The sequence below is a fragment of the Microvirga sp. CF3016 genome (assembly GCF_036314085.1).
In the GTDB taxonomy this organism is placed as follows: Bacteria; Pseudomonadota; Alphaproteobacteria; order Rhizobiales; family Beijerinckiaceae; genus Microvirga.
On the sequence record NZ_JAYGGM010000012.1, the window covers coordinates 176,994 to 200,154 of the forward strand.

The 23,161-nt window shown below is 64.2% G+C and carries 26 protein-coding genes; 9 read left to right on the forward strand and 17 right to left on the reverse strand.

Annotated features, from left to right (window positions below; all coding sequences use genetic code 11):
* The 10 genes from VB672_RS18510 to VB672_RS18555 all read right to left on the reverse strand — a co-directional run bounded on the left by VB672_RS18510 (nt 1) and on the right by VB672_RS18555 (nt 8,049).
* Entirely contained in the window at nt 1-846 is an 846-nt protein-coding gene (locus VB672_RS18510; RefSeq protein WP_329785674.1) for a CoA transferase subunit A, read from the reverse strand.
* A gap of 21 nt (nt 847-867) precedes the next feature.
* Nucleotides 868-1,494, reverse strand: coding sequence for a protocatechuate 3,4-dioxygenase subunit alpha (pcaG, locus tag VB672_RS18515; protein WP_329785675.1), 627 nt, complete (start codon nt 1,492-1,494; stop codon nt 868-870).
* Entirely contained in the window at nt 1,494-2,219 is a 726-nt protein-coding gene (gene pcaH / locus VB672_RS18520) for a protocatechuate 3,4-dioxygenase subunit beta (protein ID WP_329785676.1), read from the reverse strand. The genes pcaG and pcaH overlap by 1 nt, the downstream gene beginning before the upstream one ends.
* Nucleotides 2,212-2,607, reverse strand: coding sequence for a 4-carboxymuconolactone decarboxylase (pcaC, locus tag VB672_RS18525; protein WP_329785711.1), 396 nt, complete (start codon nt 2,605-2,607; stop codon nt 2,212-2,214). Before pcaC ends, pcaH begins: the two co-directional genes overlap by 8 nt.
* A gap of 31 nt (nt 2,608-2,638) precedes the next feature.
* Nucleotides 2,639-3,433: a 3-oxoadipate enol-lactonase gene (gene pcaD / locus VB672_RS18530; protein ID WP_329785677.1), complete on the reverse strand. Its 795-nt coding sequence runs from the start codon at nt 3,431-3,433 to the stop codon at nt 2,639-2,641.
* An 8-nt stretch (nt 3,434-3,441) separates the two neighbouring features.
* Nucleotides 3,442-4,158: an ABC transporter ATP-binding protein gene (locus VB672_RS18535; protein ID WP_329785678.1), complete on the reverse strand. Its 717-nt coding sequence runs from the start codon at nt 4,156-4,158 to the stop codon at nt 3,442-3,444.
* Nucleotides 4,139-4,903 carry an ABC transporter ATP-binding protein gene (locus tag VB672_RS18540; RefSeq protein WP_329785679.1) on the reverse strand — a complete coding sequence of 255 codons (765 nt, stop codon included), beginning with the start codon at nt 4,901-4,903 and terminating at the stop codon, nt 4,139-4,141. The genes VB672_RS18535 and VB672_RS18540 overlap by 20 nt, the downstream gene beginning before the upstream one ends.
* Nucleotides 4,900-5,916 (reverse strand): branched-chain amino acid ABC transporter permease, encoded by a 1,017-nt coding sequence (locus VB672_RS18545; protein ID WP_442932106.1) that lies wholly within the window; start codon nt 5,914-5,916, stop codon nt 4,900-4,902. Before VB672_RS18545 ends, VB672_RS18540 begins: the two co-directional genes overlap by 4 nt.
* Before the next feature lies 1 nt (nt 5,917).
* Nucleotides 5,918-6,781: a branched-chain amino acid ABC transporter permease gene (locus VB672_RS18550; protein WP_329785680.1), complete on the reverse strand. Its 864-nt coding sequence runs from the start codon at nt 6,779-6,781 to the stop codon at nt 5,918-5,920.
* A gap of 86 nt (nt 6,782-6,867) precedes the next feature.
* Nucleotides 6,868-8,049 carry an ABC transporter substrate-binding protein gene (locus VB672_RS18555; protein WP_329785681.1) on the reverse strand — a complete coding sequence of 394 codons (1,182 nt, stop codon included), beginning with the start codon at nt 8,047-8,049 and terminating at the stop codon, nt 6,868-6,870.
* A gap of 175 nt (nt 8,050-8,224) precedes the next feature.
* Here VB672_RS18555 and VB672_RS18560 point away from each other — a divergent pair, with 175 nt between their 5' ends.
* Complete coding sequence (locus tag VB672_RS18560) at nt 8,225-9,004, forward strand: IclR family transcriptional regulator (RefSeq protein ID WP_329785682.1); 780 nt, start codon at nt 8,225-8,227, stop codon at nt 9,002-9,004.
* Here VB672_RS18560 and VB672_RS18565 read toward each other — a convergent pair.
* From VB672_RS18565 to VB672_RS18595, 7 genes are all read right to left on the reverse strand, one after another.
* The gene (locus VB672_RS18565; protein WP_329785683.1) at nt 9,001-9,858 is read right to left on the reverse strand and encodes a 3-keto-5-aminohexanoate cleavage protein; all 858 of its coding nucleotides are present in this window, start codon (nt 9,856-9,858) and stop codon (nt 9,001-9,003) included. The two genes, VB672_RS18560 and VB672_RS18565, sit on opposite strands and share 4 nt — an antisense overlap.
* 257 nt (nt 9,859-10,115) lie before the next feature.
* Nucleotides 10,116-11,564, reverse strand: coding sequence for an aldehyde dehydrogenase (locus tag VB672_RS18570; RefSeq protein ID WP_329785713.1), 1,449 nt, complete (start codon nt 11,562-11,564; stop codon nt 10,116-10,118).
* Between the two features lie 19 nt (nt 11,565-11,583).
* Entirely contained in the window at nt 11,584-12,351 is a 768-nt protein-coding gene (locus VB672_RS18575) for an ABC transporter ATP-binding protein (protein WP_329785684.1), read from the reverse strand.
* Nucleotides 12,344-13,075, reverse strand: a complete 732-nt coding sequence (locus tag VB672_RS18580; RefSeq protein ID WP_329785685.1) for an ABC transporter ATP-binding protein — start codon at nt 13,073-13,075, stop codon at nt 12,344-12,346. Before VB672_RS18580 ends, VB672_RS18575 begins: the two co-directional genes overlap by 8 nt.
* On the reverse strand, nt 13,072-14,010 hold the full coding sequence (locus VB672_RS18585) for a branched-chain amino acid ABC transporter permease (RefSeq protein WP_329785686.1): 939 nt from the start codon (nt 14,008-14,010) through the stop codon (nt 13,072-13,074). Before VB672_RS18585 ends, VB672_RS18580 begins: the two co-directional genes overlap by 4 nt.
* A complete protein-coding gene (locus tag VB672_RS18590; RefSeq protein ID WP_329785687.1) occupies nt 14,007-14,882 on the reverse strand; it encodes a branched-chain amino acid ABC transporter permease in 876 nt (291 codons plus the stop codon). Before VB672_RS18590 ends, VB672_RS18585 begins: the two co-directional genes overlap by 4 nt.
* Nucleotides 14,883-14,902: 20 nt before the next feature.
* Complete coding sequence (locus VB672_RS18595; protein ID WP_329785688.1) at nt 14,903-16,117, reverse strand: amino acid ABC transporter substrate-binding protein; 1,215 nt, start codon at nt 16,115-16,117, stop codon at nt 14,903-14,905.
* A 182-nt stretch (nt 16,118-16,299) separates the two neighbouring features.
* On the opposite strand from VB672_RS18595, the gene VB672_RS18600 reads away from it, so the two are divergent.
* The 8 genes from VB672_RS18600 to VB672_RS18635 all read left to right on the forward strand — a co-directional run bounded on the left by VB672_RS18600 (nt 16,300) and on the right by VB672_RS18635 (nt 23,149).
* Complete coding sequence (locus VB672_RS18600; RefSeq protein ID WP_329785689.1) at nt 16,300-17,184, forward strand: helix-turn-helix domain-containing protein; 885 nt, start codon at nt 16,300-16,302, stop codon at nt 17,182-17,184.
* Between the two features lie 87 nt (nt 17,185-17,271).
* Nucleotides 17,272-17,460: a hypothetical protein gene (locus VB672_RS18605; RefSeq protein ID WP_329785690.1), complete on the forward strand. Its 189-nt coding sequence runs from the start codon at nt 17,272-17,274 to the stop codon at nt 17,458-17,460.
* 121 nt (nt 17,461-17,581) lie between these two features.
* Complete coding sequence (gene ccoN / locus VB672_RS18610; RefSeq protein WP_329785691.1) at nt 17,582-19,246, forward strand: cytochrome-c oxidase, cbb3-type subunit I; 1,665 nt, start codon at nt 17,582-17,584, stop codon at nt 19,244-19,246.
* An 11-nt stretch (nt 19,247-19,257) separates the two neighbouring features.
* Nucleotides 19,258-19,992 carry a cytochrome-c oxidase, cbb3-type subunit II gene (gene ccoO / locus VB672_RS18615; protein WP_329785692.1) on the forward strand — a complete coding sequence of 245 codons (735 nt, stop codon included), beginning with the start codon at nt 19,258-19,260 and terminating at the stop codon, nt 19,990-19,992.
* An 11-nt stretch (nt 19,993-20,003) separates the two neighbouring features.
* Complete coding sequence (locus VB672_RS18620) at nt 20,004-20,159, forward strand: cbb3-type cytochrome c oxidase subunit 3 (protein WP_329785693.1); 156 nt, start codon at nt 20,004-20,006, stop codon at nt 20,157-20,159.
* A gap of 4 nt (nt 20,160-20,163) precedes the next feature.
* Nucleotides 20,164-21,048, forward strand: coding sequence for a cytochrome-c oxidase, cbb3-type subunit III (gene ccoP / locus VB672_RS18625; RefSeq protein WP_329785694.1), 885 nt, complete (start codon nt 20,164-20,166; stop codon nt 21,046-21,048).
* A 131-nt stretch (nt 21,049-21,179) separates the two neighbouring features.
* A complete protein-coding gene (ccoG, locus tag VB672_RS18630) occupies nt 21,180-22,637 on the forward strand; it encodes a cytochrome c oxidase accessory protein CcoG (protein ID WP_329785695.1) in 1,458 nt (485 codons plus the stop codon).
* An 11-nt stretch (nt 22,638-22,648) separates the two neighbouring features.
* Nucleotides 22,649-23,149, forward strand: a complete 501-nt coding sequence (locus VB672_RS18635; protein ID WP_329785696.1) for a FixH family protein — start codon at nt 22,649-22,651, stop codon at nt 23,147-23,149.
* Nucleotides 23,150-23,161: the final 12 nt, after the last annotated feature.

A 23,161-nucleotide genomic window follows, 5' to 3' on the forward strand; every position in this document is an offset into this window, starting at 1 on the left:
TTACAATCCCTTCACCCGCTCGGCGAACACCTCGGGACCCTTGTCGAGCACGTTCTCATTCATCCAGGCCGTGAAGAGGTCGCGGTCGGCGGAGATCTTGTCCCATTCGAGATAAGCGGCGTTGTCGCGGTCGTAATAGCCGTGCGTGTAGGACGGATGCGCCCCGCCCGGCACGTGCGCGATCGACGTCACAGTCCAATGCGGCAGCACGCAGAGGTTCGGGTGCAGATCGTCGAAATCCTCGACGATCTCCTCGACGGTTACCACCGAGCGCTTGGCCGCCAGGACCGCCTCCTTCTGCACGCCGATGATCCCCTCCACCAGCACGTCGCCACGCCTGCTCGCCTTCTGGGCATGGATGACGGCCACGTCCGGGCGATGCGCCGGAACAGCGGCGAGCTCCTCTCCGGTGAAGGGACAGGTGACGCTTTTGATCGACGGATTGACTTCTTTGAGACCCGCGCCTCGATAGCCGCGGAACACCGCGCAAGGCAGGCCCGCAGCGCCCGCCTCGTAGGCGTTGGCCATGGCCGCATGGCTGTGCTCCACCGTCTCGATGGCGCGCGGCCAGCCGTTCTCGATGGCATCGCGCATGCGGCGCAGCAGGCCGACGCCGGGATTGCCCGCATAGGAGAAGATCACCTTCTTCACCAGACCCATGCCGATCATCTGGTCGTAGATGATATCCGGGGTCATGCGGATCAGGGTGAGGTCCTTGATCCCCTGGCGGATCACCTCATGGGCGGCCGCATGGGGGATGAGGTGGGTGAACCCCTCGAAGGCGACGGTGTCGCCATCGCGCAGGTTCTCGGCAACGGCCTCTTTGAGGCTCTGGAACTTGGCCATGATATGCTTTCGGATCGGCACTCAGATATCGAAGAACACGGTTTCCTTCTCACCCTGCAGGTGGATGTCGAAGGTGTAGGTCGGCAATCCGTTCTCCTCGCCGCGGGTGGCGATCAGAGTCGGGATGCGCGACTTGCGGGCGATCTGCGCCAGGACGGGGCACTCGGCATTGGCCGCCTCCTCGTCGGAGAAATACATGCGCGTGTGCAACCCGATATTGATGCCGCGCGCCACGATCCAGACCGTGATGTGCGGCGCCATCATCCGCCCGTCCCGGAAGGGCACGCGGCCGGGCTTGATCGTCTCGAAGCGGTACTCGCCGGTCGTGCCGTCGCAGGGCTGGCGTCCCCACCCGACGAAATTGGGGTCGGCCTTGCCGCGGGTCTCCTCGGGGCTGTTGTAGAGCCCTTCCGCATCGGCCTGCCAGATCTCCACGAGGGCATCGCGCAGGACATCGCCGGCGCCGTCGAAGATGCGGCCCTTCACGATGATGCGCTCGCCCTTGGTCTCCGGACCTACGAGCACCAGACCGAGATCCTCTTTCCAGACGCCGGTGATCTCCACCCAATTCGGGTTCGTGCCGATATGGACGTAGGGGCCTGCCGTCTGTGAGGGTGATTCCTTCAGGAAATTGAGCTTCTGGACCATCAGTTCCCCTCCATGCGGTTCTCGAACATGGTCGAGCGGCGACCGCGCAGGACGATGTCGAATTTGTAGGCGAGCGAATCCATCGGCAGGGTGTTCTGTCGGTCGAGCGCGGCGATGAGCTGCTCAACGGCCGCCTTATCGGGCACCGTCATGGCGATCGGATCCTGCCAGATCATCGGATCGCCCTCGAAATACATCTGGGTGATCAGCCGCTGGGCGAAGGCATGCCCAAAGACCGAGAAATGGATATGCGCCGGTCGCCAGTCGTTGACGCCGTTGGGCCACGGATAAGCACCGGGCTTGATGGTGCGGAACCAGTAGCGCCCTTCCACATCGGTGATCATGCGTCCGCAGCCGCCGAAATTCGGGTCGATGGCAGCGAGATAGGTTTCCTTCTTGTGACGGTAGCGCCCGCCCGCATTGGCCTGCCAGAACTCGACCAGAGCCCCCGGAACGGGGCGGTCGTTCTCGTCGAGCACGCGGCCATAAACCACGATGCGCTGCCCAATGGCCTCGCCGGTCTTCGCGTAGTTGCGGATGAGGTCGTTATCCAACGGGCCGATCTTGGAATGGCCGAACACGGGTCCAGTCATCTCCGAGAGCGTATTCTCGAGCGAGATGAGCGGCTGCTGCGGGGAGCGCAGCACCGAGGTCTTGTAGGAGGGTGTGAAAGCCGGCGGATGCCAGGTCCGGTCACGCTGAAAATATTGGCCGTTGTCACTCATGTTGGCTTCTCCTGGGTCCGCTCTCCTGCCCCGGCTCCGCAGCTTCCATGTCCGCGAAGGTCTTCTTGACGATCTTGATGGCGTGGTTCGCCGCCGGCACGCCGGCATAGACGGCCACGTGCAGCAGCGCCTCCTTGATGTCCTCCTTGGTCGCGCCCGTGTTGCGCGTGGCGCGCACATGCATGGCGACCTCATCGTCCTGGCCGAGGGCGGCCAGGAGCGCGATGGTGACGATGGAGCGCTCGCGCTTGGTGAAGCCGGGCCGCGACCACACGGAGCCCCAGGCACCCTCGGTGATGAAGGTCTGGAAATCGGCGTCGAACTCGGTCATCTGCGCGGTCGCCCGATCCACGTGGGCATCGCCGAGCACCTCACGGCGCACCGCCATGCCGGCCTTGAAGCGTTCGCTTTGCTCGTTTTCAGACAAGTCCGGCCTCCTGGAGATGCTGGCTGATGAGTTTCGACAGAACGTCCGGCTTCTCGACGCAGGGGATGTGCCCTGCCCCGTCGATCAGCGCGAAGCGTGCGCCGGGAATGAGATCCGCCGTGCCCTTGACCACGTCTGCCGGCGTCGAGCCGTCCTGATCGCCGGCGACGCAGAGAGTTGGAGCCCTGATCAGACCAGCATCCGGCCTCAGGTCAGCATCGCGGATCGCCGCGCAGGTTCCGGCATAGCCATGATCCGGGGTGCGAATCAGCATGTTGCGCCAGCCCACGACGTCATCCTGCCGCGTTTCACGAAACAGCGGCGTGAACCAGCGCTGAAGGACGTTGTCCGCAATGGGCTCGATGCCGCCATCCTCAACTGTCGTGATCCGCTCGGCCCAGAGTTCCGGCGTTCCGATTTTCGCCGCGGTGCAGCAGAGTGCGAGCGCCTGAACGCGCTTGGGAGCGCGCACGGCGATGCGCTGCCCGATCATGCCGCCGACCGAGAGGCCGATGAAAGCCGCCTTGTCGATCTTCAGATGATCGAGGAGCGCCAGAAGATCGTCCGTATGGTCGTCGATGGAGTAAGGCGCGGGCGGCGCATCCGAGAGGCCATGTCCCCGCTTATCGTAGAGAACGACCCGGAATCGGCCCGTGAAGGCCGGCACGATCTCCTGCCAGATGCGAAAGTCGCTTCCGAGCGAGTTGATGAAGACCAGACCCGGCCCATCAGCCTGCCCGAGGACCTGATGGTGCAGAACGATTCCGTTGATGCGCGCGAATGCCATGCCTCACCTCAATGCAGCGAGCCGACGCCGATATAGTGCTCGACCAGGCCCTGATCGCCGCGCAGGGTCTCGCTCGTCCCCTGCCAGGCGATCCGCCCACGCTCCAGGATCAGGACCGATTCCGCGAAATCGAGGGCGCTCTCCAGGCGCTGCTCGACGAGCAGGATCGTCATCTCGCCACTGGAGGCAAGGCGCGTGAAGGCCGCCATGAGTTCCTCACAGATCACGGGCGCCAAGCCCTCAAGCGGTTCGTCCAGGAGCAGGACGGCCGGACGGCCGAGGATGGTGCGTGCGGTCGACAGCATCTGCTGCTCGCCGCCGGACAATTGCCAGCCGAGATTGCTCCGCCGCTCGTGCAGGCGGGGAAACATTTCATAGGCCTCTTGGATGACGCTCCGGGGCCGGTCCTTCACGCCGACGATCAGGTTCTCCTCCACGGTGAGCGAGCGGAAGATGTCCCGCGTCTGCGGCACGAGACCAATGCCCCTGCGGGCGCGCTCCGAGCTCTTCAGGGACGACACATCGGCCCCACCAACCAGGATCTCGCCCCCGTAGCGCCGGTTCATGCCCATGAGCGTCGAGAGCAACGTGGTCTTGCCCATGCCGTTGCGGCCGAGAATGGACAGGCGCGCGCCGGAGGGCACAGAGAACGATACGTCCTCCAGGACGATTGTCGGGCCGTAACCCGCACTCAATCCGCGGACTTCAAGCGACGCTGCGGGCATGGGCATAGTTCCCCAGATAGGCCTCACGGACCCGTTCGTTCATGGCGACTTGGGAGGGCAGTCCCTCGAAGATGATCTCGCCGGCCGCCAGCACGACCACCCGCCGGGCGAACCGGAAGACGAGATCCATGTCGTGCTCGATCATCAACACGGCGAGGCTCTGCGGCAGTCGCTCCAGCGCCTGTTCGATCCTCGGCGTATCGCTCGACGGCACGCCGGCCGCGGGTTCGTCGAGCAGCAGAACCTTCGGCCGGAGCGCGAGCGCGATGCCAATCTCCAGCAGGCGCTGCTGGCCATAGGCGATCTCGCCGACCTTTCGCCGTGCCACGTCCAGCAATCCCAACGTGGAGAGAATGCCCTCCACCTCCCCTGCGACTTCGGAATTGCCGGTGAAGCGGCTGAGAATCCGGGATGCCTTTCCCTCCCGCTGCAGCACCGTGAGCGTCACATGCTCCTCAGGGGTCATCTCGGAGAAGAGCCGTGTCACCTGGAACGTGCGCACCAGCCCCTTGCGGACGCGCCGGACGGCTCCAAGGCTCGTCACATCCTCTCCGTTGAGAACCACACGCCCGGCGCTCGGCTGGAGCTGTCCGGTCACGAGATTGACGAAGGTGGTCTTGCCGGCGCCGTTCGGGCCGATGAGCGCGAGGCGCTCGCCGGCCGGCATGGCCAGCGAGATGTTCCGGCTGACCGCAAGGCCGCCGAAATTCTTGGTCAGGCCCTCGACGCGAAACAGATCGCTCATGCCCGGCCTCCCGTCTTTACGCGCTTGCCGGACCCGGAGACTTTTTCGAGAACGCCGCTCAGGCCACCGGGAGCCGCGATCACGACGGCGATCAGCAAGGCTCCGACCATCGTCATCCAATGGAACGGGTTGATGGCCGAGACGATGTGCTCGAAGCCCATGAAGATGACAGTTCCGACGAGGGCGCCGTAGAGAGTCCCGAGTCCGCCGAGCACCAGCATGACCAGCGCGTTCGCCGACAGCTCGAAGCTGACGCTGTCGAGGCCGACCACCTGGGTGGAGATGGCCGCCAGCGCTCCGCCCATGCCGGCCACCGCGCCGGAGATTACGAACATCTTCAGAAGCACCGGGAAGACGAAGGAGCCCATGGCGCGGATACGGATCGGGTCCTGCTTGATGCCCCGGCAGAGCATCCCGAAGGGCGAGGAGACGATGAACTTCAGGACGACGAACACGACGACCAGGAGAGCAAGCCCGAAAAGATAGGCCGTCTGTCCCCAGAGGTCGAATTCGAACACGCCGAAGAGGGGGCTGACCATCAGGCCGGCCAACCCGTCGCTGCCGCCCGTATAGGCCGACGCCTTGTTGGCGGCTTCGTGGAAGAGCTGGACGATGGCGATGGAGAGCACGAGCTGGGCGAGGCCATGAGCGCGCAGCATGATCGTGCCCATGAGGAGCCCCGCCGCAGATCCGGCGACGGCTCCGATGGTGATGAGCGTCAGCGGCTCGGTGACGCCGCTCACGCACGCGATGCCGGCCGCATAGGCGCCGGCGCCGAAGAGCGCCGCCTGCCCCAGCGTCGCTACACCGCAATACCCGGTGATGAGGTCGATCGAGAGAACGAGAAGCGCCACCGCGATCACGCGGGTCAGGAGCGCCAAGTTGTCCGGAAACAGCCAATATCCCGCAAGGCCTGCGGCGACGATGAGGCTCACGCCGATCGCGTCCCGCAGCCATCGGTTTCCGGCGGACGACGGGGCGGCAACTCTCTCCGTATGAGCGATGACCTGCACGTTACTGGGCCCTTCCGAAGAAGCCGCGCGGGAACACGCACACGATGGCGATCACGGCGGCATAGAAGAAGAAGTTGCCGAATTCGGGCATCAGGTAGCGTCCAGTCGTATCGACCGCGCCGAGCAGAAGACAGGCTACGACTGCACCTGGAATCGAGCCCGCACCACCGACCGAGACGACGACCAGGAAGGTCACCATGTAGCGCAGCGCATAATAGGGCTCGATGGGCAGGAACTCGGCTCCGACGACGCCACCCAGGGCGGCGAGCCCGATGGCGATGGCGAAGCTGACCGCATAGACGACCTGCGTTCGCACCCCGAGCGCATCGGCCATAGCGGCGTTGTCGACGGTCGCCCTCAGCTTGATGCCGAAATCGGTTCTCTCGATCAGGTACCAGAGCCCGCCCGCCACGATGACGCCGCAGGCCATGACGAAGAGCCGGTGTGCGGCAATCGTCTTGAATCCGACATCCACCGGCTGGCTCAGGCTGCCGGGCAGCGGGATGGTCTTCAGGGTCGGGCCGAAGAAGTAGTTGGTGATGCCGATGACGCAGAAGGTGATGCCGATGGTCATCAGCACCTGGGTCAGCTCCGGCCTGCCGTAGATCCGGCGAAAGAGCAGGCGCTCCAAGGGAATCGAAATGATGACCGTGCCGATAATCGCCAGGAAGATGGCCATCGCATATCCCAGCCCGAGATCGCGTGCCGCATAGGAGGCGATGTAGCCGGCGATCATCGCGAAGGCGCCATGCGCCAGGTTCACCACCCGCATCAGGCCCATCGTGAGCGACAGGCCGATGCAGATGATGAACAGAGCCATGCCGTAAGCAAAGGCGTCGATCGCGATGCTGAGGACGGTCTGCATGGGGGATCCCGGACCCGTGGCTGATCGGTTGACGGGAAGACGCGGCCTGGAGAGACTGCGTCTTCAGGATTGTTGGTCTTTCTCGCCTATTGGGTGGCGAGGCCCGGATCCTTCTGGTTCGGGAAGGTCTGGATTTCCTTGTTGAGGGTCTTGCCGTCCGGGCCTTTCACCACTTCGCGGAGATAGATGTTCTCGGTGATGTGACGGGTCTCGGCGTCGATGCTCACGGGACCGCGCGGGCTCGTCCACGACAGGCCCTTCACGGCGTCCACGGCCTTCTGGGCATCCTGCTTGCCGTCCGTCGCCTCGATCATCTTGTAGATCACGTGCATTCCGTCATAGGCGCCGACCGACGGGAAGGAGAGCTGATCGGCTCCGCCGATGGCCTTGGTGGCCGCCTCGACAAATTTCTTGTTCTCGGGACTGTCGTGCGAGACCGCGTAATGGAACGTGGTGAGCAGGCCCACAGCGCCGTCGCCCAGGGCCGGCAGGTCCGATTCCTGCGTCAGGTCGCCCGGCGCGAAGAACTTGATCCCCGCCTGCTTCAGGCCTGTCTCGTTGTAGGCTTTCACGAAGCCGAGCGTCGTCGGGCCCGAGGGCAGGAAGGCGAAGACCGCCTCGGCGCCGGAATCGCGTACGCGCTGCATGATCGGGCTGAAATCGGTGGTGTTGAGAGGCATCCGGATCGCTTCCACCACCTGTCCGCCGGCAGCCTCGAAGGCCTTCTTGAACGCCGCTTCCGCATCGACGCCAGGGCCGTAATCGCTCACCGCCGAGATCACCTTCTTGACCCCGCGCTCGGTGGCGATCTTGCCCAGCGGCGAGGTGGTCTGCGCGGTCGTAAAGGAGGTGCGCACCACCAGGGGCGACTGGGTCATGATGGCGGAGGTCGCGGCGTTGAAGATCACGAGCGGCGTGTTCGCCTGCTTCAGCAGGGGTGTGATCGCCATGGCGTCCGGCGTGAAGTACACGCCGCCGAGATATTGCACCTTTTCCTTCACCACCAGCTCCTGCGCCAGGGCGCGGGACTGCGCCGGGTTGGCAGCCGGGAGGTCGCGGTAGATGACCTCGATGTCGTGGCCTTTCACGGACTTGCCGTTGAGCGCCATGTAGGCCTCGACGCCGGCCTGGAAGTTCTTGCCCTGCAGCGCAAAGGGTCCGGAAAACGGCCCGATGATGCCGATCTTGATCGTGTCGGCCATGGCCGGGACCGATCCCATCAGCAGAGCGCCGATGGCAGCTCCGAGAATTCTTTTAGAAACCTTCATCCCGTTCCTCCCTCTGAGCTGCCTCGATCTCACGTGGCGGATCGTGGTTTTCTTATCCTATCGTCTAGCCTTTTGTGCGCATCGCGAACATTGAAAGCCATATCGCACATGTAGTACGATTTGCTGAGGTGGTGTCAAGGCTACCAAAGTTCAGCATACCCTTTCGGAGACCAGGATGCAGGGTGGAGACATCGAGGATCAGGGCAGCGACCGGGACTTCGTGGCGAGTCTCGAGAAAGGCCTCCTCGTGATCGAGGCGTTCGACGCCAGCCGTCCGCGCCTGACCCTGTCCGACGTGGCCAAGCTCACTGGCATCACCCGCGCGGCGGCGCGCCGCTACCTGCTCACACTGACCAAGCTGAACTACGCGGATTTCGACGGACGGTACTTCTCTTTGAGCCCGCGAATCCTGCGGCTCGGCTACGCCTATCTATCGTCGGCCTCGCTCTCCACGCGGGTGCAGCCATTTCTCGAACAGATCTCCGAGGCGACTGGCGAGTCGAGTTCGGCCGCGATTCTGGACGGCGACGACATCGTCTACATCGCCCGCTCCGCCACGCGCCGCATCATGTCCATCGGGTTAGGCGTCGGAAGCCGCCTCCCTGCCTATTGCACCTCGCTGGGACGGGCAATCCTGGCCTATCAGCCCGACGCCGCGATCGATGCCTATCTCCAGCGCGTGCGCCTGGAGGCGCGAACGCCGAAGACCGTCACCGACAAGGCCGAGTTCCGCGCTATTCTCGAAGCCACGCGTGCCCATGGCTACGCCCTCGTGAACGAGGAGCTTGAGTTCGGCCTGCGCTCCATTGCCGTGCCGGTGATCCAGAAGGACGGACAGGTGACGATCGCGCTCAACCTCAGCGCCCAGGCGGGGCGCGTCTCGGCCGACGAGATGCGGGAGCGATTCCTGCCCGCCTTGAGCGCGGCGAGCGAGTCACTGCGCTATATGCTCTAAGAGGCTGTCGCAGGCCGGCATCCCAGCAGGGCCCGCGCCTCCTCGGGCGTCGCGATGCGATGTCCGTGCCGCTCGATGGCCAGTACCGCGTGCTCCACAAGTTCCGCATTGCTGGAGGCGAGCCGTTCCCTGGTGATGCGGATGTTGTCCTCGAGCCCAGTCCGCACCGCGTCCGCTCCACGGGTAAGCGCCCAATCCATCACCTTCGCTTGGTGCCGTCCGATTCCGGCAGCCGTCCAGGTGCAGTTCGGGAAGAGGTGCTTGGCTTCCTTGAGGAGGATGTCCAGCAGCCGCTCCTCGGCCGGCAGCGCATTCTGCACGCCCATCACGAACTGGATATGCGGCTGCTCGTCGAGCAATCCCTTGTCGGCCAGGCGCCTTGCGCCATGCAGATGCGAGAGATCGAAGATTTCGATCTCCGCGCGGATGCCGAACTCCTTCATCTTGCCCGCCATCTCCTCGACCAGAACCGTGTGGTTCTCGTAGACGATGGTGGGAAAATTCACGGAGCCGGTCGAGAGCGAGGCCATGTCGGGACGAAGTCCGAGGGCCGAACTGCGCTGGCCCGGATCCCGCCCCCGGCCGCCGGTCGAGAACTGGATGATCATGCCGGGGCAATGCCGGGCGACCCCTGCCTGAACGGCCGCGAAGCGTTCCGGATCCGACGAGGGCGTCTCGTCGTCGTTGCGCACGTGGATGTGCACGAGGGTAGCGCCGGCCTCGTAGGCCTGCTGGGTCGACTCGATCTGCTCGGCCGGGGTGATCGGCACCGCCGGATTGTCCTTCTTGCGCGGGACCGATCCGGTGATCGCAACGGCAATGACGACAGGCTTCACGGATTCTCTCCGTAGCATCGGGACATGAGCGCCAGATAGCGCATGCGGGCGGGCAAACGAGCGGGCGGCCGGAAAATTCGCCTGCCTGAGCTCCGTTTTGGGAAGGGTCAGGATATGAGCGATAGTTGGATGAGACGCTGGCTCACCTCTCCCTTAGGGAGAGGTCGGACCAGAGGTCCGGGTGAGGGTTTACAGCCTTCTCCGGGGAGCGCTCTCCCCTCACCCTCGCTGCGCTCGACCTCTCCCCACCGGGGAGAGGTAATGCCGGCGGTCCCTCAGATCGGAAAATGCTGCGGGCCCGTCTCGATGGTGATCCAGCGCAGTTCCGTGAATTCGTTGATCCCGGCCTTGCCGCCGAACCGGCCGTACCCGCTCGCCTTCACGCCGCCGAACGGCATCTGGGCCTCGTCGTGCACCGTGGCGCCGTTGATGTGGCAGATGCCGGAATCGATCCTGTGCGCCACGTCCAGCGCCCGCGTGACGTCGCGCCCGAAGACAGCGGCCGACAGGCCATATTCCGTATCGTTGGCGATCCGGATCGCCTCCTCGACGCCTGTCGCCCGGATGACGCAGACGACCGGACCGAAGGATTCCTCGCCGTAGAGGCGCATCGCCGGGGTGACATGGTCGAGCACCGTCGCCGACATGACCGTGCCGTCGACCCGGCCGCCCGCGAGGAGCTTGGCGCCCTTGGAGACGGCATCGTCCACCAAACCGCTGATCCGTTGTGCCGCCTCCACGCCCACGAGCGAGCCGAGGGCGAAGTTGCCGTGGCGCGGATTGCCGGCCTGGAGCGATTCCGCCTTCGTGGCGAGCTTGGCGACGAAGTCGTCCGCCACGGCAGTGTCGACGACGATGCGCTCGGTCGACATGCAGATTTGGCCCTGGTTCATGAACGCCCCGAAGGCCGACGCCGCGACCGCCGCATCGAGATCGGCGTCGTCGAGAACGACCAGCGAGGCCTTGCCTCCGAGTTCCAGAAGCACGGGCTTCAGGAAGCGCGCCGCCGTTTCCGCGATGATGCGGCCGACCCGGGTCGAACCGGTGAAGTTGATCCGGCGCACCGCCGGGTGGGCGATCAGGGCCTCGATGATCTCCGGTGCATTCTCGGGCGCGTTGGTGATCACGTTGATCGCGCCTGCCGGCAGGCCGGCCTCCCGCAAGACCGCCCCGATCAGGTGATGGGTTCCGGGACAGATCTCGGAGGCCTTCAGCACCACCGTGTTGCCGCAGGCGAGCGGTGTCGCGATGGCCCGGACGCCGAGAATGACCGGGGCATTCCACGGCGCGATGCCGAGAACGACGCCGGCCGGCTGGCGCACCGCCATGGACACGCAGCCCGGCTTGTCGGAGGGAATGATCTCGCCTGTGATTTGGGTCGTCAGCGAAGCCGCTTCGCGGAGGATGCCGGCCGCGAGCTTCACGTTGAAACCCGCCCAGCCGGCGGTCGCGCCGATCTCCGTGGCCATCAGGCTCACGAATTCCGCAGCCCTGGCTTCGAGCAGATCGGCCGCCTTCAGGAGGATCGCCCGCCGGGCGTTCGGCCCAAGCTTCGACCAGGCCGGGAACGCCGCAGCCGCTGCGTCGGCGGCGGCCTGCGCATCGGCGACGCTCGCGGCCGCGGCCCGGCTTGCCACGTCGCCGGAGATCGGATCCCGCCGCTCGAAAGTGGCACCCGTGGAAGCCGCCATCTCGCGACCATCGATGAGAAGATTGATGTCCATCATGTCTGCTGCTCCGCGTTCAGCTCAATGGGAAGAATGAAGGTGTGACAGGGCTCGCGCCGGCTCCGCCGTCGTTCGACGCTCCGCCGAGATAGGCGCGGCGGACCGCCGGGTCGTCACGCAGATCCGCCGCGCGGCCTTCGCCGACGATCCGGCCCGTCTCGATGAGGTAGCCCCGGTCCGCGATGGCGAGGCTCTGGCGCGCGTTCTGCTCGACCAGCAGGACGCTGACGCCGCTCTCTCGAATGCGACCGAGCGCGCCGAACAGTTCCTTGCACACGAGCGGCGACAGGCCGAGCGACGGTTCGTCGAGGAGCAGGACGTCCGGCTTCGACATCAGCGCGCGACCGATCGCCACCATCTGCTGCTCACCGCCGCTCATGGTTCGCGCCGTCTGACCGAGACGCTCGGCAAGGCGGGGAAACAGGGTGAGGACGCGCTCGAGGATAGCCTTCTCGCTCGCTCGGGATCGCTCGGGATAGGCCCCGAGGCGCAGGTTCTCCCGCACCGTGAGATCGCCGAAGATCCCGCGCCCTTCGGGCACCAGCGCCAGCCCGGCCTCGACGATGCGGTAAGGCGGCAGGGACGAGAGATCCTGACCCGACAGGGTGATTCGCCTGCCCGGAAGCGACGGCACGATCCCGGCGATGGCCTTCAGGAGCGAAGACTTGCCGGCTCCGTTCGCTCCCAGGATGACGACGATCTCGGATCGGCCGACGCGGAGGTCGACCTGCTCGAGGGCCCGATGAAGCCCGTAGGTGACGGTTAGATTCGTGACCTCAAGCATCGGGATCTCCCAGATAGGCCCGGACGACCTCGGGATCGACCAGGACGGCTGCCGGCGGACCGGATGCGATCATGGTTCCGGCGTTCATCACCACGCATCGGTCGCACAGGGAGCGGATGGCGTCCATGACATGCTCCACCAGGATGATCGCGAGCCCCTCCTCCCGCAGCGAATGGATCAGCGCGATGCCGTCCTGCAGCTCCGAGGGGTTGAGGCCGGCGAGCCATTCGTCGAGCAGGAGCAGCTTCGGCGCGAGAGCAAGCGCCCGCGCCAGCTCGAGACGCTTCTGATCGATATAGGTCAGCTGAGACGCGGCGTGATCCACCTTGCCGCCCAAACCGACCCGGCGCAGCAGCCGGACCGCCTCCTCCGTCGCGGCCTTGCCCCAGACGGGGGTTTCGCGGAAGGCCAATCCCGCCTTCACGTTCTCCACGCAATCGAGCGAGGGGAGCACGCGCACGAGCTGGAATGTGCGGGCGAGGCCCAGGCGGGTGATCTTGTAGGCCGGCAGTCCGGCGATCGCCCTGCCGGCGAGCCGGATCGCCCCGGCGTCCGGCTTCAGGGCGCCGGACAGGAGATTGAGGGCCGTCGTCTTGCCGGAGCCGTTCGGCCCGATCAGCCCGACGATCTCGGAAGGCCCGACCTTCATGCTCAACCCGTTCACGGCCACGAGGCCGCCGAACCGGCGCGTCAGGCCTTCCACCTGGAGAAGAGGCTCGGTCATGCGGGCCTCCTGGTCTGGAGCAGGAGCGGCTTCAGCCTCGTGCCCTCAATCAGTCCGGCGACCCCGTTGGGCACGCCATAGACGATCAGCATGAACACGAGACCGAGGAGAATGCTGAAATAGTTCGGGAAGTTCGCCCCGAGTACTTCGAACAGAATCGTCAACGGGATCACCCCGAGCAGCGGCCCCCAGAGGCGATGGGCTCCGCCCAGAAGGGCCATGATGAGGACCTGGAACGAAACCACCGGATTGAACGCGATGGTCGGATCGAGATAGGTCCAGCGCGGCGCCATGATGGCGCCCGTCAGGGTCATGAAGGCAGCACTGATCGCGAAGAGCAGGAACTTGGCGCGGGTCGTGTCGATGCCGCAATGACGGGCGACCGTCTCGTCGTCGCCGATCACGCGCAGGGCGAGGCCCAGTCGCGAGCGCTGGATGAGCCACCCGACCAGGAAGACGAGTGCCGCCAGCGCAAAGAGGTGCCAGAAGATCGATTCCTGCGTGATATCGATGAAGACGTAGCGCCCCATGGACTGGCTGACATTCACCTCGAACCAGGTGACGAGCTGGCGGATGAGCTCGGCAAGGCCGAAGCTGAAGATGACGAAGTAGACGCCCGACAGCCGCAGGGTCGACAGGCCGACCAGGACGGCAACCGCGGTGCCGATGGCAGTCGCGGTGGCGAGGACAAGCGCCCAGGGCAGCACCTCGCCCAGCACGGCGACCGTGTAGGCGCCGATGCCGAAGAAGGCGACGGTCGCCAGCGACACATAGCGGGTGGTGCCGGAGAAGAGCGCCCAGGCGGTCGCGAGCACGAGCTGGCTCAGGATGCCGATGGCGACGGCCAGATGATAGCTGGAGCCCAGGAACGGCACGAGGCCGAGCGCAAGCAGGGCGCCCGCAACGACGAGAACGGGCATCGTGTTCGATTTCATCGGCCTGCCTTTCCGAAAAGGCCCGTCGGCCAGACGAGCAGCACCGTCAGGAACAGGATGAACGTGGCGGCAAGCGTCAGCCCGGGATCGACGAGCCGCGCCACGACGGTCTCGACGAGGCCGAGCAGCAGGCCCGCGACAAGAGCGCCGAGCAGATTGCCGACCCCGCCCATGATGACGACGATCAGGGCCTTCATGGTGAAGACGACGCCCATCGCCGCATTGAAGGTCAGGAACATGCTGACCAGCACGCCCCCGGCCGCGCACATGGCGCCCCCGAGGGCGAAGGCGAGGCCGGCGATCCTGCGGACATCGATGGCGACGAGGCTCGCGGCCGTGGGATCGACGGCGACGGCCCGGATCGCGGTTCCCGTCCGCGTGCGCATCAGCACCGTGTAGAGAATGAGGCTCAGGGCGACCGCGAAACCGAAGGCGATCAGCCGGTTCACGGCAATCGTCGATCCGGCGATCGTGATCGGGACGGAAAGGTAGGAATAGCTGTAGTACTGCCCGCCGAACAACACGAAGGCGATGCCCTGCACGACGAAGAGCAGGCCGAACGTCGCCAGGATGGAGTCGACCTCGAGGGCATCCCGCGTCTTGGCGCGCCGAACCAGAGGCATCAGCAGCCCCTGATAGATGAGCCAGCTGGCAGCGAAGCCCGCGGGCAGCACCAGGAGCATCCCGACGAGCGGACTGACCGCGAAGGTCGTGAACAGCACATAGGACGCGAAGGCGGCGGCGATGAGAACCTCGCCATAGGCGAGGTTCATGATCCGCGCGACGCCGTATTGAAGCGTGAGACCCATGGCGACAAGGGCATACATGCCGCCAAGGATCAGCCCGCCGAGGATGATGTCGACGATCAGCATGACGATTCCAGAGGTGCCGGTTACTGCTTCCAGGCAGGCTTCGGAGCAACGACCGGGCGAGCCCCTTCCTTCGACACAGGCGCGACGCCGTAGAACTCGCCGTTCTGCCACTGGCCGACACTCCAGACGTCCTTGAGCAGGCCGCCTTCGAGCTTCACCTTGCCGATGACGGTGTCGAACGTACCGGTCTGGAGTTCCTTGATCACGGCGGCGCGGTCGATCTTGCCGACGCGCTCGATGGCCTGCTGCAGGGCCTGCAGGCTGGCATAGGTGATCGGACTCGCCCAACGGTCCGGCTCCCGCCCGACCGCGTCGGTATGGCGCTTGAAGTAGTCCTTGAGGGCCGGTGAATCCGCGTTCCAGCCGCCAATGCCCATAACCCCGTCGGCATTCGCGCCGAAGCGCTGCTTGTAGACCGGGAACGCCGTGCCGACCCCGACGAAGAACACCTTCGGGTTGAAGCCGAGCACCTTCGCGGTGTCCGTCACACCGAGCGTGTCCGGCGGATAGCTGAAGGCGATGAAGGTGTCGGGATTGGCCGCCATCGCGTCCTTTAGGAGCGGCTGCACGTCCTGGGTGCCGGCGGGATAGGACTTGTCGTAGACGAGGTTGAAGCCGCCCTTCTTGAGGGCGTTGCGGGCCGCCGTCGACAGTTCGATGCCGAACTGGTCGGAGACGCTGATCATCGCCACGTTCGCGCCGATCTTGCCCTCGCCCTTCATCCTGGTCAGCAGGTCGACGAAGGAGGTGGAGATGTCGGACGGCAGCCCCAGCCAGAACGAGGCGTTCGGCCACCGCTTGGCCAGCTCCGGCGCCCGGTCGGTATTGGTCGTGACGGCGAGATGCGGATACCCGAGGCGGTTCATGATGGGGGCGACCGCCAGGTTGAGCCCGGTGCTCCAGGGCGGCAGGATGAAGTCGACCTTGTCCTGAGTGGCGAGACGCTCGACCGCCTTCACGGCCTCTTCCGAGTTGCTGCGGTCGTCGTACTCGACGATCTCGATTGGAACCCGCTTGCCCGACAGCATGATCCCACCAGCCGCATTCACCTCTTTCACCCAGAGCTGGTAGTTCGGCAGCGTCGTGATGCTGGCCCCGCCCGTATTCGGGCCGGTCTTCGAGATCGCGTATCCGATTTTGATCGAGTTCTGGGCCTGGGCAGCGGCCCCGGCGACAAGGCAGCCTGCGGCAGCCAGCAGGGCGGCGGCATGGCGCCGCGTCAAACGAACGGTCATGATTTCCTCCAAGGCAGTGTGATCGGGCTCTCGTTTGGATCCGGCCCTTCATTGCCGAAGCTTACGCCCGCCATCGATCCTGGAAATTGGACAGATCTGGCGAAAGATTGTACTCGACAGGCATGCCCAAAGGCCGCGAGCCCCAATCTGCTTCTGCCCAACCGCCCTCTATCCGCCCGGAGATGCTGTGGTCTGCTCCGACGGCCGCCCTTCACGCCGAGCCGATCGTTCCCTCCCTATCGGAGCGGGAATGGGTCCTGTCGCGAAGCCAGGAGGAGCAACGCGCGCATGCCTTCCTCATCCTGTCCCGTGGAGGCACCCTCCTGGGCGAGAAGCTCACGGAGCTGCCCTCGCCCTCCCTCCTCTGGCTTCCAAGCCACGGCGCATGGACTGTTCGGGTTGATGCGGGGGCCAGGGGATACATGCTGTCGGTGAACGACGATTTCCTGAACCGAACGGTCAGCGGCACCCCCGAAGGATCCCTGCTTCGCTCGACCACGAGCCGGACCACCCTTGTTCCAGCCCAGCGCCTGCAGGGTCGCGCCGAGGAAATCGGCCATTCCTTCCAGGCCCTCGCCCATGAGGTGCGGGCCCCGGACCGCGGTTCCATGGCGATCATCGGGGCCCATGTGACGCTTATCTGCCTGCATCTCTGGCGCATGGCCCAGGCGGATGCATCCGCCGAAGCGGGTCTCCGGGGCACAGGCCATCACGTGCTTCAGCAGTTCCGGCAGCTGGTCGAGCTTCGGTACCGTGAACACTGGAGCATCAAGCGCTATGCCGATGCTCTTGGCGTTACGGAAGATCGCCTTCACGCCGTCTGCGTCCGCAATGCCGGCCGGCCTCCCCGCTCCCTCGTCTTCGACCGGATGGTGCAGGATGCCTGCATGCGTCTTCAGCAGATGGACGTGCCCATTGAACAGATTGCTTTCAGTCTCGGCTTCAAGGATCCGGCTTATTTCAATCGGTTCTTCAAGAAGCATGTAGGCGTCCCGCCGGGCAGCTATCGCCGTCGTGCCAAGGCACAGAGAGTCGGCAACACAAACTCCTACGCCGCCTGGCCCTGATGGAAGGGTGTTGACACTTCTTTTGGTATCTCATTCCAGAGACCTGCCAGCCCTATGATTCAAGTCAACGCCGGTCGCGGAACTTCCATGCAAGGCCTGGGCAGGCTCCCGGAACTCATCGCCCGCTACGACCAGCGTGTTCCACGCTACACGAGTTATCCCACCGCGCCTCGTTTCAGGACGGACGCTATGGCCCTGATCGGCTTCGGCACATGGGCCGTTGGCATCGCCTATACCCTTAACGCATGCGCCGAGCGCCACTTCCGTGCCTTGTGAGGCGACAGACAGGCCGGGGCCGTTTGATCTGCATCAATGCCCCTTCCCATCCCTCCTCTTAAACGAGTCTGCTGACGGCGAAGCTCACGGGCTCGCCGATGTTCTCAAAAGGTTGAAGCCTATGGCTCAAGCGGTAGCACCCTCAAAAGGAATGACCTTCGGCGAAATGGGCTCAGCCCTTGCCTTCGCCGCACTGGCTCTCCTCAGCATCATCATCGCGGCGAAGGCCTATACGCCCGAATACGCCTTTCATGCCTATCTCTTCGCCGCTGCCAGCGTCGCTGCCGTGTTCGCCATCGTGAACCGGTACTACGAACGCCCAGCCGACCTGCCCCCGCTGACCATCGGCGGAAAGCCGAACTACAACATGGGCCCGGTGAAGTTCGCCACGATTGCCTCTGTGGTCTGGGGCATCGCCGGCTTCACCATCGGCCTGCTGATCGCTCTCCAGCTTGCCTTTCCGGCACTCAACTTCGATACCGCATGGCTATCCTTTGGCCGGATGCGGCCGCTGCACACCTCCGCGGTGATCTTCGCCTTTGGCGGCAATGTGCTCATCGCCAGCTCATTTTATGTGGTGCAACGCACCTGCCGCACCAGGATGGTCGGCGACATCGCGCCGTGGTTCGTGGTGCTGGGCTACAACTTCTTCATCGTGATCGCCGGCACGGGCTATCTCCTCGGCATCACGCAGGGCAAGGAATATGCCGAACCCGAGTGGTATGCGGACCTCTTCCTGACCATCGTCTGGGTCACCTACTTCCTGGTCTTTCTCGGCACCGTCATGCGCCGCAAGGAGCCCCATATCTATGTGGCGAACTGGTTCTACCTCGCCTTTATCCTGACCATCGCGGTCCTGCATCTCGGCAACAACGCATCGATTCCCGTCTCGCTCTTCTCGCCCAAGAGCTACATCGTGTGGTCTGGCGTGCAGGATGCCCTGGTGCAGTGGTGGTATGGCCATAACGCGGTCGGCTTCTTCCTTACCGCGGGCTTTCTCGCCATCATGTATTACTTCATCCCTAAGAGGGCCGAGCGGCCGGTCTATTCCTACCGCTTGTCGATCATCCACTTCTGGTCGCTGATCTTCATGTACATCTGGGCAGGCCCACACCACCTGCACTACACGGCTCTGCCCGACTGGGCGCAAACGCTCGGCATGGTGTTCTCGGTCATGCTGTGGATGCCCTCCTGGGGCGGCATGATCAACGGTCTCATGACCCTTTCGGGGGCCTGGGACAAGCTGCGCACCGATCCAATCCTGCGTCTCATGGTCGTGTCGGTCGCCTTCTACGGCATGGCGACGTTCGAGGGCCCGCTCATGTCCGTGAAGGCCGTGAATTCCTTGTCGCACTACACCGACTGGACCATCGGCCACGTCCATGCCGGCGCACTGGGCTGGGTCGCCTACATCTCCTTCGGCGCGATCTACTGCCTCGTTCCGTGGCTGTGGAACAAGAAGGAATTGTACTCCATGAAGGCCGTCTCCTGGCACTTCTGGATCTCCACCCTCGGGATCGTCCTGTACATCTCCTCCATGTGGGTCGCGGGCATACTCCAGGGCCTCATGTGGCGCGCCTACACCAGCCTCGGCTTCCTCGAATACTCCTTCATCGAGACCGTGGAAGCGATGAACCCCTTCTATGTCATCCGCGCGCTCGGCGGTGCGTTCTTCGTGGCCGGCAGCCTGATCATGGCCTGGAACGTCTGGAAGACGATCTCCGTCGGAGAGACGGTCGAGGAAGCTCCTCAAGCCATGCAGCCCGTGCTCATCGCCGCGGAATAAAGGAAACGACCATGTCATTCTGGTCCCGCCACAAGATCTTCGAGACAAACTCGATCATCCTCATCCTCGGCGTGCTGATCGTCATCTCCATCGGCGGCCTCGTGGAGATCGTGCCTCTCTTCTACTTGAAGAGCACCATCGAGAAGGTGGAGGGCGTCAGGCCCTACACCCCTCTCGAACTCGCCGGGCGCAACATCTACGTCCGCGAAGGCTGCTACAACTGCCATAGCCAGATGGTTCGTCCGCTGCGCGACGAGGTGGAGCGTTATGGGCATTACTCGCTGGCGGCCGAAAGCATGTACGACCGTCCTTTTCAGTGGGGCTCCAAGCGCACGGGCCCGGATCTCGCCCGCCTCGGCAACAAGTATTCCGACGACTGGCACAAGGATCACCTGAAGGATCCCCGCGCCGTAGTGCCCGGATCGATCATGCCGAGCTATCCCTGGCTCGAGAAGACCGAGCTCGATACGGCTTCCATCGCTCAGGAGCTGAAGGTGCAGGCGACGCTCGGCGTGCCCTACAGCGATGAAATGCTGAAGAACGCAGAAAGCGACATCCGCGTCCAGGCCAACGCCGACGATCCGAATGCCGTCGATCTGGCCAAACGCTATCCGAAAGCCCAGTCGCGCACCTTCGACGGCAATCCGCTGAAGGTCACGGAAGCCGATGCCCTGATCGCCTATCTGCAGATGCTGGGCACGCAGGTCGACTTCAAGCTCTACGACAACAAGGCCAACGTGCGCTGAGGACCAAGATCATGCCAGCCGCATACAAATTTTTCGCCGAATTTGCCCAGACCTGGGGGCTCCTGTACTTCGTCGCCGTTTTCCTGGCGGTGCAGATCTATGCCCTCGCTCCCTCGCGGAAAGACCGCTTCGATGCGGCCTCCCGCATGCCTCTTCAGGAGGATTGATCCCATGGCCCATGACAAGCATGAACAGGTCGATGCCATTTCGGGCGTCGCCACCACCGGGCACAGCTGGGACGACATCCAGGAGCTCAACAATCCGCTGCCGCGCTGGTGGCTGTGGACCTTCTATGCCAGCATCGCCTGGGCGATCGCCTATTGCATCGCCTACCCGGCTTGGCCGCTGGTGTCCTCCTATACGAAGGGCGCCCTCGGCTGGCAGTCACGGGATGCGGTGGTGGTTGACCTCGACGCTCTCAAGCAGCAGCGTTCGGGCATGACGGCGAAGCTCGCTGGAAGCTCCCTGGAAGAGATCAGGCAGAATCCTGAAATGTTCACCTTCGCGCGGGCTCAGGGCAAGGCTGCCTTCGGCGACAACTGCGCCCCCTGCCATGGAGCCGGCGGCGCGGGTGCCAAGGGCTATCCGAACCTGAACGACGACGACTGGCTCTGGGGCGGCTCGCTCGCCCAGATCGAGCAGACGATCCGCCACGGCGCCCGCTCGACGAGCGATCAGGGCCATTCCGGGTCCATGCCAGCGTTCGGACGCGATGGGATGCTCAAGCGGGAGGAGATCTCCCAAGCGGCGGACTACGTTCGCTCCCTGTCGGGCCTGCCGACGGACAAGGGGGCTGATCCGGCCGCGGGCGCCAAGGTCTACGCGGACAATTGCGCGGCCTGCCATGGCGACAAAGGCCAAGGCAGCCAGGATCTCGGCGCGCCCAACCTGTCGGACAAGATCTGGCTCTTCGGTTCCGACAAGGCGGCCATCGTGGAGGGGCTCATGAACGGGCGCGGCGGAGTCATGCCGACCTGGCATGGACGTCTCGATGATACGACGATCAAGGCCCTGACCCTCTACGTCCATTCCCTGGGCGGCGATCAGAGGCCCTGAAACTGCTCTTGCTCTGACAGAGCAACGGCCGGCTGTCATCCTCCGGCCGTTGCTTGATTTGGATCAAGGCGGCTTGGCTGACCCCATCGTATTCCATCGTCATTCAGATCGAGACGATTGCGACAGATTCGATGGCTGATGCCCCCCTTCCTCATCCGCTTGGAGCCTCGGCCGACGACGCGCCGCTCTACGCTCCGCGCAAGCAGATCTATCCTCAGGCCGTGAAAGGCCGCTACCGCACGATCAAGTGGGTCGTGCTCTCCGTCACCCTCGGCATCTATTATTTCCTGCCTTTCATTCGCTGGGACCGTGGCCCCAACGCGCCGGATCAGGCCATCCTGGTCGACCTCGCGAACAGCCGGTTCTATTTCTTCTTCATCGAGATTTGGCCGCAGGAAGTTTATTATATCACCGGCCTCCTCGTTTTGGCGGCTCTGGCGCTCTTTCTCATGAATGCGGTCGCTGGTCGGATCTGGTGCGGCTATCTCTGCCCGCAGACGGTCTGGACCGATCTATTCTACGCCGTCGAGCGCTGGGTCGAGGGCGACCGGCGTGAGCGGATGCGCCACGATAAGGAAAAGATCACCCTCTCCGTCTTCAGCCGGAAAGCGCTGAAGCACTTGATCTGGCTCATGATCGCCTGGTGGACGGGCGGCGCCTGGGTGCTCTATTTCGCCGATGCGCCGAGCTTGGTTTACGCGTTGGCTACCTTCCAGGCCTCGTATATCGCCTATCTCTGGATCGGCATCCTGACCTTCACGACCTATACGCTCGCCGGCTTCATGCGCGAGCAGGTCTGCACCTATATGTGCCCTTGGCCGCGCATTCAGGCGGCGTTGACCGACGAATACGCGCTGAACGTCACCTATCGCTACGACCGCGGCGAGCCACGTGGTTCGGTAAAGAAGAACGAGGCGCTGAAGCTGCAAGGCCTGCCGGCGGGCGATTGCATCGACTGCGATCAATGTGTGGCCGTCTGTCCGACTGGGGTCGACATCCGCAAGGGCCTGCAGCTCGATTGCATCCAATGCGGCCTGTGCATGGACGCTTGCGACAGCGTGATGACCAAGATCGGTCGCCCGCAAGGTCTGATTGCATACGATACTGACATGAACGTCCAAGCCCGCATGGAAGGTCGTCCTGAAGTTCGCCGCATCGTGCGTCCGCGCACCCTCTTCTATGCAGGTCTCATCGCCGTCGTCGGTTCAGTCATGATCGCGTCGCTTGCCATGCGCCAGAGCCTTTACCTGAGCGTCATGCACGACCGGAACCCGCTCTTCGTGCGCCTCTCCGACGGTTCGATCCGCAACGGGTTCACGATCCGCGTCTCCAACAAGAACCTCGACGAGCGCCGCTATGCCCTCAGCGTGGAAGGCCTTCCCGAGGCCGGAATCGACGTCGTGGGTGGAGAGGTCGATGGGCAAGGCCGCTCCGTCGTCGCAGTCGGGCCGGATCAGACGCTGGAGGCCCGCGTGCTCGTCACGGACACCACCTCGACAGTCGAGGATTCGACACCACTGCGGTTCGTGCTGACCGATCTGGCCAACGGGGATACCGCCGCCACGAACGACCATTTCAAGGCTCCTTGAGGAGAAGCGCCATGTCCACCACAGTCTCCCATTCAGAGCGGGCAGAACGACCGATCACTGGACGTACGGTTCTGCTCTACTTCGTCTCGTTTTTCGGCATCATCTTCGCCATGAACTTCTATATGGTGCGCGTCGCCATCTCGAGCTTCAGCGGGGTCGAGACGGAGAGCGCCTACAAGGCCGGCCTGTCGTTCAAGAACGATGTTGCGGCCGCTCACGCTCAGGATGCGCGCCACTGGTCGGTGGAGACCTCCCTTCAGCGCGGCGATTCAGCCGGTGTGACCATCACGGCTCGTGACGCTCAGGGTCAGGCCCTCTCAGGCCTCACCCCCGAGATCCGATTAGCCCACCCCACCGACAAACGCCGGGACGTACCGCTCGAATTCGTCGAGCTGGATTCGGGCCATTTCAAAAGTCTCACCGCTCTGCCGGAGGGCCAGTGGGATCTCGTCATCGCTTTGAAGCGCGAGACCGAAACCGTCTTCCGCTCCAAGAGCCGCATCTCGCTCTAAGGATCTATTCGC